Raw genomic sequence first — 14,709 nt, forward strand, 5'->3', positions numbered from 1 at the left:
CCTTCACCGCTCCGGCCTATTCGGCCGGCCCGCCGAGGTCCGCTTCCTCGGGCAGGATCTCCAGGTCGATCTCCGGGCGGCCGAGCAGCGGGCCCAGCGCGAGACCGCGCTCCGGCGGCCAGAACTCGGGCTTCGCACCGGGGACGGGGTCGTCGCCACCCTCCAGCCACAGTCCCTCGCCCCCGCCGGGGGTGAAGAAGGACACCATGTGTGCCTGCTCGCCGGTGCGGTTGCGGAACCGGTGCCGGGTGCCCCTCGGCACGAAGACGAAGTCACCGGCGTCGGCGACGAAGGTCTGGTCGCCGTTCAGGAACTCCAGCGAGCCCGAGACGACGTAGAAGGATTCGTCGGCGCTCTTGTGCACATGGGCTATCGGTCCGCCGCCCGGGGGCACCCAGCAGACCGTGAAACCGAGTGCGCCGCCGGTGGAGTCGGCCGTCGCCAAGGTCTCGTAGACATCGCCGGACATCCACTTGACCACCCCCTTCTCGGCGGGGACGTGCAGGACGCGCGGACGGTAGTAGTCCGCCGTCTCCGCGCCGTCGTTCGGCAGTGCAGTTGTCATGTCGTGTCCTCGCAGGGCAGGGAATGGCAGGGGAATGCCACGTGTCGGAAGATTCGGAACAACTGTGTTGCGTGATATGGGAGTTCAGTGGATGCCGAACTCCCGGGCCTGTCGGGTGGCGGCCCGGATGCCCTCGGTGAAGGGCTCGCCGTGGCCGGGCAGCACCAGGTCCGCCGTCAGGAAGTCCAGGCGGTCGAGGGCGGCGAGCGCGGCCCCGCTGTCGTGGGTGAAGCAGCGGCTCACCAGGGTGGGACCGGTGCGCTTGGTGAAACCGTCGACGGTGACCAGGGCGTCGCCGGTGAAGAGCAGCCCGCGGTCGGCGAAGAAGTACGCGGCGCTGCCGGGTGTGTGACCCGGCAGTACGACGGCCCGGGGCGCGCCCGGGACCTCCTTCAGCACCCGGTCGGCGTCGAACTCCCGCGCACCGAGCACCGGGCGGGCGGTGAACGCCCCGGACCGGGCCAGCGCGAGAGGGAGCGCGAGCGCGGCGGGTCTGCGCAGCAGATACGGCAGCATCGACCGCTCCGGCTTGGCGTGCTTCATCGCGCTGCGCGGGCCGTCGCGCAGGATCGCGGCGTCCCCCGCATGGATCCAGAGGTCGGTGCCCGCTTCCTGGAGGGGGCGGGCGAGACCGGTGTGGTCGGGGTGGCCGTGGGTCAGGAGTACGGCGTGGATGTCGGCCTCGCTGCGGCCGAGGTCGGCCAGCAGGGTGCGCAGTTGCCCGAGGTGCGCGGGCAGCCCCGCGTCGACCAGGACCAGGCCGTCGGGGTCCTCGATCAGGTAGAAGTTGACGCCGTGGTCGCCTAGGCGGTGGACACCGGCGGCGACCTGCGTGGGCGCGGGACGGGACATACGAGCCTCCGGCGACCGGACATATTCGATACAGTTGACTGTAACAGAATTGGATGGTGCCCCGATGGCAGACGCGACGCCACGTCGGTCCTACAACTCCGAGGGCCGCCGCGAGGCCGCGCGCCGCAACCGGGCCGCGGTACTGACGGCCTGCCGTGAACTGCTCTTCCGGGAGGGCTACCACGCCACGACCGTGCGGGCCGTCGCCGAGCGGGCGGGCGTCTCCCCCGAGACGGTGTACAAGTCGTTCGGCGGCAAGCCGGGCATGGTCAAGGCCCTGTGGGACATCACCCTCGCCGGAGACGACGAACCGGTGCCCATGGCCGACCGTCCCCAGGTCAAGGAGTTCCTGGCGATACGGGAGCTGGACACCAAGCTCCGGCTCTACGCCGCCTACGTCCGCGGAATCCACGAACGGGTCGCCGCCCTCTTCGCCCTCCTGACCCAGGCCGGCCCGGACGTCGGCGAGGTCCTCGACACCGCCGAACAGGAACGCCTCACCGGCGTCACCATGTTCGTCACCCACCTCGGCCAAACCGGCGCGCTCGCCCCGGACGCGGATCCGGCCCACCTCGCGGACATCTTCTGGGCCCTGGCCGGCCCCCAACTGTTCACCCAACTCACGTCCGGACGCGGCTGGTCCACCGCCACCTACGAGAAGTGGCTGACCGACACGCTCACCGCGACGCTGGTTCCCCGCCCATCGGGGAGGGGAGGATTCACCAGCTGATCCCCGCCGCCACCGGCAAGTGGTCGCTCCCCGTGGCCGGCAGCACCCACGCCTTCGTCGGCCGTACGCCCCGCACCAGGATCTGGTCGATCCGCGCCACCGGGAACTTCGCAGGCCAGCTGAAGCCGAAGCCGTCCCCGGCCGTGTCCTGGACCGAGCGCAGTCGCGAGGTCAGGACGGTCAACTCGCGGTCGTCCGTGGTGCCGTTGAGGTCGCCGAGCAGCACCACCCGCTTCTCCGGCTCGGCGGCGACGGCCTTCGCGAGCGCCTTCGCGCCACGGTCCCGGTCGTCCGTGCGGAAGCCGCTGCCGGGCAGCACGCGTACGGATCCCAGATGGGCCACGTACACCGCGAGCGGCCCCCGGTCCGTGGTCACCGTGGTGCGCAGCGCGCGGTTCTCGGCCGCCCTGGCACCGGCCGGCAGGCGGTCCGCCAGCGGCCCGACGTCCATCGCGGTGTCGACCGCCCGGGTGTCCGACAGCGGCAGCCTGCTCCACACCCCGACCGTGCCCAGCACCGCGTGGTACGGGTACGCCGTCGCCAGCTCCTTCTCGTACGTGCCGCTCGCCCGCGCGGTCAGTTCCTCCAGCGCCAGTACGTCCGCGCCGGAGGCGGCCAGGGCGCGGGCGGTGCCGGCCGGATCGGGGTTGTCGGCGCCCACGTTGTGGCTGACCACGGTGAGGTCGCCGGCCCCGCCGGACCTGTCGCCGAGCAGCCCGCCGAAGAGGTTCAGCCACACCGCGACCGGCAGCACCAGCGCGACCGTCGCGACGGCGGAACGGCGCCAGAGCGCGCGGGCCAGCAGCACCGGCACGAACAGACCGAACCACGGCAGGAAGGTCTCCACCAGACTGCCGAGCCCCCCGACCCGGTTCGGGATCCACGCGTGCAGCAGCATGAGCAGCCCGAGCGACAGCGCGAGCACGGCCGACACCGGGGCACGCTTCCAGGGCCCCGGCCGGATTGTGGTATCGGTTTCACCTGCGCTTACCTCTCGACCGACGTCTCCCCCGACACGTACCTCTGCGCTCATACCGCCACTCAAAGCCACCCCGTGTTGCCGCCGCGTATGAGCTTTTCGATACGTCACCGATACGCGCCGGCTCGTAGCCTCGACGGCATGCGTGTGCTGATCGTCGAGGACGAGCCCTATCTGGCCGAAGCCGTCCGTGACGGCCTGCGCCTGGAGGCGATCGCGGCCGACATCGCGGGCGACGGCGACACCGCCCTGGAACTGCTCGACATCAACGCCTACGACATCGCCGTCCTCGACCGTGACATCCCGGGCCCCTCCGGCGACGAGGTCGCCCGCCGTATCGTCGCCTCCGGCAGCGGTGTCCCGATCCTCATGCTCACCGCCGCCGACCGCATCGACGACAAGGCCTCCGGCTTCGGACTCGGCGCCGACGACTACCTCACGAAACCCTTCGAGCTCCGCGAACTCGTCCTCAGGCTCCGAGCCCTCGACCGCAGGCGCGGCCACACCAGGCCGCCCGTGCGGGAGATCGCGGGGCTGCGCCTCGACCCCTTCCGCCGGGAGGTCTTCCGCGAGGGACGCCATGTCGCGCTCACCCGCAAGCAGTTCGCCGTGCTGGAGGTCCTCGTCGCCGCCGAGGGCGGCGTCGTCAGCGCCGAGGACCTGCTGGAACGGGCCTGGGACGAGAACGCCAACCCCTTCACCAACGCCGTCCGCATCACCGTCTCGGCCCTGCGCAAACGGCTCGGCGAACCCTGGCTGATCGCGACGGTGCCGGGCGTCGGCTACCGCATCGACACAGCGACCGACGGAGCACCGACCGACGGAGTCCCCCATGGATAGGCCCCCCGGTCCGGTGGACAGGCCTCCCGGCCTCAGCGTCCGCGTCAAACTCACCCTCAGCTACGCCGGGTTCCTCATGGTCGCCGGCGGCCTGCTGCTCGCCGCCGTGTGGGTGTTCCTGAGCCGGGTGCGTCACGTCGGGCTCGTCCTCATGCCCGGCTACCAGGGCGCCGTCGTCCGCGCCTTCGCCCCGATCGCGGTCGTCTCGCTGGCGTGCCTGCTGGTGTTCGGGCTCGTCGGGGGCTGGTTCCTGGCCGGCCGGATGCTCGCCCCGCTGACCCGTATCACCGGCGCCACCCGGCTGGCCGCGACCGGATCGCTCGCGCACCGGATCCAACTGCCGGGCAGCAACGACGAGTTCCGCGAGCTGGCCGACTCCTTCGACACGATGCTCGCGCGGCTCGAAGCCCATGTCGCCGGTCAGCGGAGGTTCGCGGCCAACGCCTCGCACGAGCTGCGCACCCCGCTGGCCATCTCCAAGACGCTCCTCGACGTGGCCCGCACCGACCCGACCTGCGACACCGGCGAGGTCATCGACCGCCTGCACGCCGTCAACACCCGGGCGATCGACCTCGTCGAGGCCCTGCTGCTGCTCAGCCGCGCCGACCAGCGGTCCTTCACCCCGGAACACGTCGACCTGTCCCTCCTCGCGGAGGAGGCCACCGAGACGCTGCTCCCGCTCGCGGAGAAGCACGGCGTCACCGTAGAGACCGGCGGCGACATCGCCCCGACCACCGGATCGCCGGCGCTGCTCCTACAGCTGACCACGAACCTCGTGCACAACGCGATCGTCCACAACCTGCCCGCGGAGGGCACCGTGCGGGTGACCACCGAGGTCCGCCCGAGGACGGTGGCGCTCACCGTCGAGAACACCGGCGGGAGACTCACCCCGCAACTGGTCCCGACGCTCACCGAACCGTTCCAGCGCGGCACCGAGCGCGTCCACAGCGACCAGGCGGGCGTCGGCCTCGGCCTGGCCATCGTCAAGACCATCACCGACGCACACGACGGCACCCTCACCCTCACTCCCCGCCCCACCGGCGGACTCCGCATCACCGTGGAACTCCCCACGCGGAACCCCCGGCCGTACGAACGGCATCCCGCCGTCGGCCGGTTCTGATCTCTGTGTGACAATCCCCGCCTTGATGTTCGAAGCCACTCGAAGCCGTTCGAAGTGGGCTTCGACGAGGGTTCGAAGAGAGATCGGGCTGCCATGCCTTTCCACAGACGCCGCTTCCTCGCTGTCCCGGTAGCGGCCCTCACGGCCCTAGCCGTGGCCCAGGCCGTCACCACCGTCCCGGCCGTCGCGGCGCCCGCGACCGGATCCGCGTCCGACGTGTCGGCGACACTCCCCGCGCGGACGACCTCCGCGCCCGCCGCCAATGACCTGTCCGGTTCCGGCCAGACGGTCGTCTGGAGCCAGACGACCGCGGCCGACACGGCGGCGCACGGCTGGCTCGCCGTCGCCGGAGGCACCCCGCAGGACCTCGGCCGGCTCGCGGACACCGCCGACACGGTGACCGTCCACGCGGTCTCCGTCCAGGACGGCGTCGTGGCCACGGCCACCTCCACCAACCCGAACGGCGCCCTCGCCGACCACGTCACCCTGCGCCACCTAGGCTCCGGCGCCGAGGACGTCCTCCCGGTCGCCTACGACAACTCGGGCGCCGCAGGCGACGAGCGCTACCGCGGCCAGGCCGGCGACGGCATCCTCGTCCAGCAGAGGTACCAGGACGACACCTCCGCCTACCTGGTCCGCCTGCTGCTGCGCACCCCCGGCGCCGCGGACCGCACCCTCCTCTCCGGCGACGAGCAGTACGAGGTCCTCGACTCGGACGCCGACGGTGCCCTGGTGGAGCGGCGGACCGCGCCCGGCTGGGGCTACGAGATCGTCTACGTCGACTTCGCCACCGGCACGACGGTCACCGTGGCCGAGCCCACGACCGAGGAACTGCCGCAGGCCCTGGAGTTCACCCCCGACCACTTCGGTGTCGTCGACGGGACGACCCTGACCGAGTGGCGGCGCTCGGCACCCGGCGACACCCCGGCCACCGTCACGCTGCCGGTAGCCAACGCCCGCTGGATCGGCGACGACACCCTCGCCTGGTACCAGCGCAACGACTCCGACGCCTCGAACGAACTCTTCGCGATACCCCGGGACGGATCCGCGGCGGCCAAGGACCTCGGCGGTTCCTTCCGTGACGTGGAGGTCGGCGACGACGGCAGGATGCGCACCTCGCTCTACCGCCCCGACATCGACGCCGCGATCCAGACCCTCACCGACGGCCGCGTCTCCACCACCGCGGGCGACGCCACCACCATCCCCGCCGGACTCGCCCGGCTGGACGCGCTGGCCCTGTCCGGCGGCGCGCTCTACACCGCCGACGACTCGTCCCGCCCCGACGGAGTCGTGCTCCGCTCGGACCTGACGGTCGGTGCGTCCGGGGCCTCGGCGAGCACACCGTCGCGGGTGCTGGCGTACTCCGGCGGCCCGGTGCACCAGACGCTCGCCGCGGCCGGCGGACGGATCCTGGTCGAGCAGACGGACGCCGCCGGCGCGGGCCAGTTCCAGGTCTACGAGAACGGCACCCAGGTCGGCACACCGCTGGACAACGCGAACGGCTCGGCGATCACGGTCGCGGACTTCGACGGCACCCACGCGCTGCTCTCGGACCGGACCACCGTGAACAACGGCACCCTGCTCCTCTACACCTTCGCCACCGGCAACTCCCAGCGCGTACCGGGCGGTTCGGCCCTCTCCGGCGGCGCCGTGTACTCCTCGGAGCGCAACGGCACCACGACCACCTGGTCGATCCACCGCACCGACCTCACGACCGGCGCGGTCACCACCGTCGCCACGGTGAACTGCCTTCCCGGCGACCTCCAGGTGCGCGGTTCCCGCATCCTGCTGACCACCTGCGGAGCGGCCACCACCACCGGCCTGCTGCTCACCGTGGGCAGTTCGGCCACCACCACGGTGGACGCCTCCGTCCGCACCCCGATCCTCGGCACGGACGTCCTCTACACGTTCAGCAAGTCTGCGGGCAGCGCCGCCGTCACCCTCAACGCCCAGTCCCTGACCGCGTCGGACACCACGGCACACGCCCTCTTCACGCTCCCCGACCGGGCCAACACCGCCGCCGCCGAACGCTGGACGGTCGACCGTGACGCCCCCTGGGCGGCCTGGATGGACGACTCCGGCGTCACCCACGTGACCTGGGCGGGCGTCCCCACCGCCGCGCAGGCGGCGACCACCCCGGCCGGCTTCAGCCCCAACGGCGACGGTTCGTCCGACAGTTGGACCCCGGCCTGGACCTACGACCGTCCGGTGAACTGGACGCTCACCCTCAAGTCCGGCTCCACACAGGTCCGTTCACTGACCGGCACCAGCTCCACCGGCAAGGTCGCCCCGTCCTGGAACGGCACCACACAGACCGGCACGGCGGCCGGCGAGGGCGCCTACACCTGGACGCTGACCGCGACCGACACGGTCACCGGCCGGCCGGCGGCCGACGCCACCGGCAAGGTCACCCTGCGCCGGACCGTCCCCGCCGCCACCGTCACCGCACCGGCCGTCGCGAGCAGCGCGGGAACCACCGCGGCCGTCCCGGTCACCTGGGCGGCGAAGACGGCGGGCGTGAAGTCGTACGACATCGCCTGGCGCGTGACCACCCGCAACAGCGCGGGCGCCTGGACGCTCGGCCCGCTCCATACCTGGCGCACCGCGACCACGGCGACCTCGGCGACCTTCGGCAAGTCGGGCAGCCCCATCAAGCCCGTGCCCGGAGTCACCTACCGCTTCTCCGTCCGCGCCCACGACGACGCCGGCCAGACCGGCGCGTGGAGCAGGACGGCGACCACGGGCATCCCGCTCGACGACCGGGCCTCGGCCCTGCACTACACGGGCACGTGGAAGTCGGCGTCCGCAACTTCCGCGTGGGCGGGCACTGTTCGCACCTCCGCCACCAAGGGCGCGTACGTCTCCCTCACGGCGAACGGCACCCAGCTCCGTGTCGTAGCGACCAAGAAGTCCAATGGAGGCCGCTTCGCGGTCGTGGTGGACGGAAAGACGGTCGGTACGGTCAACACCTACGCGGCGAAGACCGCCTACCGGCAGGTGGTGTTCACCCGCACCCTCGGTACGACGGTCAAGTCCCACAAGGTGCAGCTCCGGGTGCTTGTCGGCAGCACCTCCACACGCTCCACGGTCACCCTGGACGGCGTACTGGTCACCCTTTGACCTGACCCGGGGCATGCTGGTGGTCCTGGACGTGCGGGCCGGGAGGTGCCGGGATGCGGTGGTGGACCGGAGTCGGGACGGTCGCGGTGGCGGTCGTCCTGGCGGGATGTCACGCGTCGGCGGGTAGCGGGCAGGTGGGAGGGGCGTCGGAGAGCGGCGCGAGTCCCAGCGGGGGAAGCCCCTCGGCGTCCGGGAGCTGTGTCGCCGGGCACACGGAGATCACCGTGAGCCCGGGTGACGCGGTCGTGCGACGACTGTGCGTGCGGCCCGGGACCGTGGTGTCGCTCGTGCTGAAGCCGCGTGTGGACGACAAGCGGTGGACGGCCGTGGGGAGTTCCGCGCCGGTGTTCGCCCTCGTGTCCGGCTGGCGGGTGGATCCGGACGGTACGGCCCGTGCCTCGCTGCGGTGTGCGGGGACCCGGGCCGGGGCCGCCGAGGTCACCGCCTCGGCGAAGGCGCCGGACGTGGCGGGCGCGGCGCGGACCGTCTTCACGCTGCACGTGAGTGTGGTGCCGTACACGACGCAGGGGTGACCCCGGTGGTCCGGGATCACCCCTGTCGGCCGTCTCCGGGTCAGCGGAGGTCGTGCACGCCGATCGTGTAGATGCCCCGGCCGTGCGTGGCCGCGTACAGCGTCCGGCCGTCCGGGCTCAGCTTCACCTGGAGTACGGCGACCGCCGGGAGGTTCCCGACGCGCTGCCAGGTCGTACGGCCCGGCGCGCGGTAGACGACGCCGAGGTCGGTGGCGACGGCGAGGCCGCCGTTCGAGGTGACCACCGCGGAGTTGGTCGGCACGTCGGGCAGGTTCTTGGAGATGTCCTTCCAGGTCGTGCCGCCGTCGGTGGACTCGAAGACGTGGCCCACACCTGCGCCGGGGCCCTCGGTCCAGTGCCGGGAGAAGCCGTTGACCGCGAGGTAGACGTGGTCGGCGTTCTTCGGGTCGACCGCGAAACCTGCGAGGTAGCGGTTGGGCACGGTCGCGTCCACCGGCAGGCTCACGTCGTGCCAGCCGGTGCCGTCCGCGTTGCCGACGGAGATGCCGCGCGCGAAGCCCTGGTTGTTGCAGGGCCCGCACCAGGCCGCGTACACCTTGCCGCCCGAGGCCGCGACGGCGGTCGCGGTACGCCCGGCGCCGAGGTCGTAGAGGCTGGTCCACTCGGAGCCGCTGCGGATGGCGTAGCCGTGGGTCTGCACCCAGATGTGCCGGCCGCCCGCGATCCAGGTCGAGCTGTTCTTCATGTCGGCCGTGATCGGGGCGATGAAGCGGGCCTCACCGGTGGCGTTGTCGGCGGGGGCCACGTTGTACGACGTGATCTTGCTCGGGTCGGTGACCCAACTCCCGTCGTTCACCGCACAGTTCTGGGTCACCTGGATGGCGAGGTAGACGTATTCCTCGGCCATGTTGCAGCCGTTGGCCGGGTCGGTGAGGGTGTCGCCGCCGTCGCCGCCGAAGTTGGAGCCCATGACGGTGTCGTTGCTGCGGAGGATCGACTGGCCGTTGTCCTGGAGGCCGCCGGTGACCGAGACGCCGCCGTAGGTCAGGTCCTTGCCGACGCCCACCGAGTAGTACTGGAGGGTGTCGATGGTGCCGTCGTTGAGCGAGGTCCAGTCGGTGGCGTGGCCGGAGGCGTCCTGGGAGCCGTTCAGCGGGCGCTTGTAGACGCCGCCGTCGTTGCCGACGTAGACGAAACTCTTGCCGTGGTAGCTGCCGATCGCCACGCCGTGCTGGTCGGAGTGGGTGGTCGGGCTGCAGTCGCCGGTCTGCTTGGTGGGGTCGATGCTCCAGCAGGGGAAGCCGAAGTTCCAGTACGGGCCCACGGTCGACCAGTCGGTGCCGCCGTCCTTCGTCTCGTAGACCTCCTCCAGGCCCGCGTAGACGTGCTCCGCGTTCGCCGGGTCGACGGTCAGGAACTGGTTGTACCAGGCCTGCACGCCGGGCATGTAGCCGCTGGAGGTGAGCGCCGAACCGTCGGCGGCCAGGCCCTTGTAGTCGGCGATCTTCGTCCAGGGGCCGGTCGGGGAACCGGACTTGGAGACGTAGATGCCCTCGAGACCGCTGTCCGGGTTGGTGTTGAGCTGCTCCGGGGACTGGTCGATGGCGTAGTAGCGGGAGCCGTCGGCGGAGCGGGCGAAGGTGACGTTGCCGACGTTGTCCGCGTCGGCGGGCAGATCGCCCAGACCGCTGGTGACGCGGGTCCAGGTGCCGTTCACCTTGGTGTAGAAGCCGTTGTAGTCGTCGCCGCTGCGCCAGCCGACCGCGAGGACCACCTTGGAGGGGTTCTTCGGGTCGATCGCTATGTCGTTGGCGATGTTCTTGTACGCGGCCGAGGGGTCGCTCGCGAGTGAACCGCCGGGCAGATAGGCCGGGTTGGGCGCGAACTCCAGCTTCCAGGCGCCCTTCAGCGTCTTCGTGGAGTGGCTCCACACGCCCTCGCTGGTCGCGGCCCACACCTTGCCGCCGCCGAAGCGCAGTTCGTGGATGGTGGTGGATTCCAGCTCGTCGCCGCCGACCCGGCTGCGGGTCGAGAACGTGCCGTGGCGGGGGTTGGAGAGGACGTAGACACCGCTGCCGAGGTACGCGTCCGCGTTGGTGGTCGCCTCGCCGGTGCCCAGCCACAGCCGTCCGGCGCCGTCCAGCGCGAGGGCGCCGGTGGACTGGGCGGGCAGCTTGTTGCTGATGGGCTGCCAGTGGCCGCCCCCGGACCGGGACCGCCACACTCCGCCGCCCGCGCTGCCCGCGTACACGTACCCGTCGTCGTCGGCGGCCATCGCGGCCATCCGGCCGGTCACATTCCCCGAGCCGCCGCTGGAGTTGGAGTCGTAGTCGCGGTAGCGGGGGTCGTCGGAGTTGTACGGCAGGTTGGTGATGTTGCGCCAACTGCCGCCGGTGCCGGGCAGGTTGGTCAGACTCGTCCAGGCGGCGCCGTACGCGCCCGGTGCGACGATGCCGGGCGAGGTGCGGGCCTCGGCGTACTGGTCCGCGCCCTCGGCTATCTCGTCGGCCTCGTTGCCGTCGTCACCGCCGTCGTCGTCGGCTTTCGCGCGAGGGCTGACGGTATCCGTCGACTGCCCCCGTTCGGAGGCTAGTTGGGACAGTGCGCGGACCCCGAAGGGGGTGCCGCCCGAGCCGGGCGCGGCGCCGGCGGGTATCGCCACGAGTGCGGCGGATGCGGTGATGGCGCAGATCGTGAACCAACGTCTCTTGCGGGTCGGTTGTGACACCAGGGCCTCCCGAGCGGGCGCGGATACAGCCGTCGGGGACGACCCGACCACCGGAGCCGGGAGGAGTCCGGCATTTGGAAAGCCCTTGACCAGAACCTGTCACTACCGATGGCTGGAAGGCGACCCGTTCACCGCGCCTTCACGCGGTCCGCGCGCGGGCCACGGCCGGCAGCACCCCCGCGAGGGCCAGCGCGACGGCGCCCGAGACCAGCAGCGGGAGACGGCCGTCCGCGCCCCAGGCGAGCCCGGCCCACACGCCCGCGAGCAGGACGGCGGCGCCGGTGGCCCCCTGGTAGAGGCCCTGTGCGCTGCCCTGCTGGTGGTCGGGGACGAGCGTGGAGATCCAGGCCTTGCCGACGCCGTCGGTGCAGGCCGCGAAACCGCCGTAGAGCGGGAGCACGACGAACACCGCCCAGGGGCTGTGGATCAGGCCGAGGCCGAGATAGCCGACCGCGAAGAAGAACAGACCCGCGGCGAAGACCAGCGGGCGGGGGAGCCGGTCGGACAGGGCTCCGGCGGGGTAGGACAGGGCGGCGTAGACGAGGTTGTAGACCGCGTACGCGCCCACCACCCCGGCCGTCGACAGGCCCAGGTCGTGGGCGCGCAACAGCAGCAGCGCGTCGGGGAAGTTGACGAGGTTGAAGACGAGCAGCACGGCGAGGACCCGCCAGTACGGGCGAGGCAGGGACCGCCAGGGGGTACGGGTGGCGGCTGCCCTGCCCGTCTTTTGTCCGGCTCGGGGGTCGCGGACGGCGGCGACCAGCGCGACCGAGGCGATCGCCGGGATCACGGCGACCCAGAACAGCGGGCGCAGCCGGTGGTCGAGTGCCTCGTACAGGACCAGTCCGAGGAGCGGGCCGACCACCGCGCCGGCGGTGTCGGCGGCCCGGTGCAGCCCGAACACCTTGCCGCGCTGTCCGTGCGGCACGCCTTCGACGAGCAGGGCGTCGCGCGGTGCCCCGCGCATGCCCTTGCCGAGCCGGTCGGTGACCCTGGCGACGAGGACCAGCGGCCACGCGGTCGCCAGCGCGATGAGCAGCTTGCCGACCGCGGCCAGGCCGTATCCCGCGCCGATCAGCGGCCGCCGGGCGAACCGGTCCGCCAGCCGCCCGGCGGCCACCTTGGTGAGTGAGGCGGCGCCCTCGGCCGCACCCTCGATGGCGCCGACCACGGCGGGCGGGGCGCCCAGCACCACGGTCAGGAAGATCGGCAGGATCGGGTAGAGGAGTTCGCTGGCCGCGTCCTGGAGGAAGGACACCCCGCACAGCACCTTCACGTTGCGGGTCAGCCACGCGGGGTGCTTGGGGTTCGAGGGGGCCTCGGTGGCCGGGTCGGTCACCCGTGCAGTATCCACGGCCACGGTAAATGGTCGAGATCCACGCCCACGGTAAATCGTCGAGCGCCGCGGGCCTCGGCGGCCCGGGGAGCGGCCCGGTCGCTGGATAGGCTCGGGGCGTGGAGCTGCGGGCGTTGTGGTGGGGGTCGGCCGGGCTGGTGCTCGCCGTGCCCGGTACCTCGGTGCTGGTCGCGGGCGCCGGGGACGGCCCGCGGCTGGCGGTGGCCCTGGCCCTCGTCCTCGCGCAGGTCCTCGTCCTGCGGTGGCAGGTGCGCGCCCCGGTCGCCGTACTGGCCGTGAACGCGGCGGCCGGGCTCGCGGTGTGCGCGCTGCTGCCCGAGGTGACTCTTACGGGGGCGCTGCTCGCGGCGCAGGTCACGCTGTGCGTCCTGTCGGCCACCGCGCCGCGCCGGACCTCGCTGTGGGCGCTCGCCGCGATGTGCCTGCCGGCGCCGCTGGCCTTCGGCGCGGGCGGCGGCCCCACGGGAGTGACGCTCTATCTGCTGGCGGTGGTCCTCGCGTGGACCGCCGGGCAGTGGCGGCGGGCGCAGCGGGCCCGGACGGAGGCGGAGCTGCGCCGGGCCGTGGTCGAGGAACGGGCGCGGATCGCGCGCGAGGTGCACGACCTGGTCGCGCACACCTTGTCCGTGATGGTGATTCAGGCGGGCGCCGCGGACGACGTGTTCGACCGGCGGCCCGACCAGGCCCGGCAGGCGCTGCGGGCCATCGAGACCGGCGCGCGTTCGGCACTCGGTGAACTGCGGCTGCTGTTGCGGGCGTTCGGGCCGGAGGAGTTGGGCGACGACGCGGCCGGTGAGCGGCGGAAGCCTGGGCCCACGCTCGCGCGGCTCGACGAACTCGCCGACACCGTGCGCGCGACCGGCATGTCCGTGCGCGTGCACCGCGAGGGAGTCCTCGACGGTCTGCCGGCCACCGTGGACCTGACGGTGTACCGGATCGTCCAGGAGGCCCTCACCAACACGCTGCGCCACGCGGTCGGCGCCGACGAGGTGAGCGTGCGGGTGACGGCCGACGGGGAGTGCGTGGAGGTCACGGTGGTCGACAACGGCCTTACCGGGCAGGGGAGTTCTGCCTCGGCGGGCGCGGGGCGCGGGCTCGTGGGGATGCGGGAGAGGGCACGGCTCGTGGGCGGCGGTCTGCGTGCCGGTCCGCGGGCCGGCGGCGGGTTCGAGGTGGCGGCGCGGCTGCCGGTGGAGGGCGGGTCATGACCCTGCGGGTGGTGGTGGCCGACGACCAGGCCCTGGTCCGTACCGGATTCCGGATGATCATCGATGCCCGGGAGGACCTGGAGGTGGTCGGCGAGGCGTCCGACGGCCGGGAGGCGGTGCGGCTGACCCGGGAACTGGCGCCCGACGTGGTGCTGATGGACGTACGCATGCCCGTGCTGGACGGCATCGAGGCGACCCGGCGGATCGTGGCGGACGGCGGCCGCGCCCGGGTGCTGGTGCTGACCACCTGGGACGTGGACGCGCAGGTGGTCGCCGCCCTGCGGGCCGGGGCGAGCGGGTTCCTGCTGAAGGACATGCGCCCCGGCGAACTCGTCGACGCGATCCGGGTCACCGCGCGCGGCGACGCACTGCTCGCGCCGGCCGTACTGGGCCGGGTCCTCGACCGGTACCTGAGCACCGCCCCCGACCAGGCACCGCCGCCCGCGCTGCGCGACCTCTCCGGCCGCGAGCGGGAGGTGCTCACCCTGATCGGGCAGGCCCTGTCGAACGCGGAGATCGCCGAGCGGCTGCGGCTGTCCGAGGCCACCGTCAAGAACCACGTCACCGCGATCCTGCGCAAACTGGGCCTGCGCGACCGCGTCCACGCCGTCGTCGCCGCCTACGACCACGGCCTGGTCGAGCCCCGCCGCCCTTGACTGTCGGTCGTCTTCGGCTTGGTCTCGTGGGGGTCGCGTTGTCCTTGACTGTCGGTGGCC

At 72.3% G+C, this 14,709-nt stretch carries 12 protein-coding genes; 7 read left to right on the forward strand and 5 right to left on the reverse strand.

Annotated elements, in window-relative coordinates:
* Nucleotides 1-16: 16 nt before the first annotated feature.
* Both SSP08S_RS40360 and SSP08S_RS40365 read right to left on the reverse strand, forming a co-directional pair.
* Nucleotides 17-565 carry a cupin domain-containing protein gene (locus SSP08S_RS40360; protein ID WP_019073341.1) on the reverse strand — a complete coding sequence of 183 codons (549 nt, stop codon included), beginning with the start codon at nt 563-565 and terminating at the stop codon, nt 17-19.
* A gap of 84 nt (nt 566-649) precedes the next feature.
* Nucleotides 650-1,417 carry an MBL fold metallo-hydrolase gene (locus tag SSP08S_RS40365; protein WP_019073342.1) on the reverse strand — a complete coding sequence of 256 codons (768 nt, stop codon included), beginning with the start codon at nt 1,415-1,417 and terminating at the stop codon, nt 650-652.
* A 64-nt stretch (nt 1,418-1,481) separates the two neighbouring features.
* Here SSP08S_RS40365 and SSP08S_RS40370 point away from each other — a divergent pair, with 64 nt between their 5' ends.
* Nucleotides 1,482-2,147, forward strand: a complete 666-nt coding sequence (locus tag SSP08S_RS40370) for a TetR/AcrR family transcriptional regulator (RefSeq protein ID WP_019073343.1) — start codon at nt 1,482-1,484, stop codon at nt 2,145-2,147.
* On the opposite strand, the gene SSP08S_RS40375 is transcribed toward SSP08S_RS40370, so the two are convergent.
* Nucleotides 2,137-3,180 (reverse strand): endonuclease/exonuclease/phosphatase family protein, encoded by a 1,044-nt coding sequence (locus tag SSP08S_RS40375; RefSeq protein ID WP_078532676.1) that lies wholly within the window; start codon nt 3,178-3,180, stop codon nt 2,137-2,139. The two genes, SSP08S_RS40370 and SSP08S_RS40375, sit on opposite strands and share 11 nt — an antisense overlap.
* 87 nt (nt 3,181-3,267) lie before the next feature.
* On the opposite strand from SSP08S_RS40375, the gene SSP08S_RS56850 reads away from it, so the two are divergent.
* The 4 genes from SSP08S_RS56850 to SSP08S_RS40395 all read left to right on the forward strand — a co-directional run bounded on the left by SSP08S_RS56850 (nt 3,268) and on the right by SSP08S_RS40395 (nt 8,739).
* Nucleotides 3,268-3,966, forward strand: a complete 699-nt coding sequence (locus tag SSP08S_RS56850; RefSeq protein ID WP_019073345.1) for a response regulator transcription factor — start codon at nt 3,268-3,270, stop codon at nt 3,964-3,966.
* Nucleotides 3,959-5,086 (forward strand): sensor histidine kinase, encoded by a 1,128-nt coding sequence (locus SSP08S_RS40385; RefSeq protein WP_051106074.1) that lies wholly within the window; start codon nt 3,959-3,961, stop codon nt 5,084-5,086. Before SSP08S_RS56850 ends, SSP08S_RS40385 begins: the two co-directional genes overlap by 8 nt.
* Before the next feature lie 93 nt (nt 5,087-5,179).
* Nucleotides 5,180-8,206 (forward strand): hypothetical protein, encoded by a 3,027-nt coding sequence (locus SSP08S_RS40390; protein WP_158697279.1) that lies wholly within the window; start codon nt 5,180-5,182, stop codon nt 8,204-8,206.
* Between the two features lie 224 nt (nt 8,207-8,430).
* On the forward strand, nt 8,431-8,739 hold the full coding sequence (locus tag SSP08S_RS40395) for a hypothetical protein (protein ID WP_019073347.1): 309 nt from the start codon (nt 8,431-8,433) through the stop codon (nt 8,737-8,739).
* Between the two features lie 40 nt (nt 8,740-8,779).
* Here SSP08S_RS40395 and SSP08S_RS40400 read toward each other — a convergent pair whose 3' ends face one another.
* Together SSP08S_RS40400 and SSP08S_RS40405 are read right to left on the reverse strand one after the other, a co-directional pair.
* Nucleotides 8,780-11,428, reverse strand: a complete 2,649-nt coding sequence (locus SSP08S_RS40400; RefSeq protein WP_019073348.1) for a WD40/YVTN/BNR-like repeat-containing protein — start codon at nt 11,426-11,428, stop codon at nt 8,780-8,782.
* 139 nt (nt 11,429-11,567) lie between these two features.
* Nucleotides 11,568-12,767, reverse strand: a complete 1,200-nt coding sequence (locus SSP08S_RS40405) for an MFS transporter (protein ID WP_019073349.1) — start codon at nt 12,765-12,767, stop codon at nt 11,568-11,570.
* Nucleotides 12,768-12,883: 116 nt separating this feature from the next.
* Here SSP08S_RS40405 and SSP08S_RS40410 point away from each other — a divergent pair, with 116 nt between their 5' ends.
* A complete protein-coding gene (locus SSP08S_RS40410; protein WP_019073350.1) occupies nt 12,884-13,993 on the forward strand; it encodes a sensor histidine kinase in 1,110 nt (369 codons plus the stop codon).
* Entirely contained in the window at nt 13,990-14,649 is a 660-nt protein-coding gene (locus SSP08S_RS40415) for a response regulator (protein ID WP_019073351.1), read from the forward strand. Before SSP08S_RS40410 ends, SSP08S_RS40415 begins: the two co-directional genes overlap by 4 nt.
* Nucleotides 14,650-14,709: the final 60 nt, after the last annotated feature.

Origin of the sequence: Streptomyces hokutonensis (genome assembly GCF_000376565.1) — a bacterium.
Taxonomy (GTDB): Bacteria; Actinomycetota; Actinomycetes; order Streptomycetales; family Streptomycetaceae; genus Streptomyces; species Streptomyces hokutonensis.

Bases quoted from the DNA above. Each gene is read 5' to 3' on its own strand.
- SSP08S_RS40390 (WP_158697279.1), top strand. From the start codon at position 5,180: ATGCCTTTCCACAGACGCCGCTTCCTCGCTGTCCCGGTAGCGGCCCTC.
- SSP08S_RS40385 (WP_051106074.1), top strand. From the start codon at position 3,959: ATGGATAGGCCCCCCGGTCCGGTGGACAGGCCTCCCGGCCTCAGCGTC.
- SSP08S_RS40415 (WP_019073351.1), top strand. From the start codon at position 13,990: ATGACCCTGCGGGTGGTGGTGGCCGACGACCAGGCCCTGGTCCGTACC.
- SSP08S_RS40375 (WP_078532676.1), bottom strand. From the start codon at position 3,180: ATGAGCGCAGAGGTACGTGTCGGGGGAGACGTCGGTCGAGAGGTAAGC.
- SSP08S_RS40370 (WP_019073343.1), top strand. From the start codon at position 1,482: ATGGCAGACGCGACGCCACGTCGGTCCTACAACTCCGAGGGCCGCCGC.
- SSP08S_RS40365 (WP_019073342.1), bottom strand. From the start codon at position 1,417: ATGTCCCGTCCCGCGCCCACGCAGGTCGCCGCCGGTGTCCACCGCCTA.
- SSP08S_RS56850 (WP_019073345.1), top strand. From the start codon at position 3,268: ATGCGTGTGCTGATCGTCGAGGACGAGCCCTATCTGGCCGAAGCCGTC.
- SSP08S_RS40360 (WP_019073341.1), bottom strand. From the start codon at position 565: ATGACAACTGCACTGCCGAACGACGGCGCGGAGACGGCGGACTACTAC.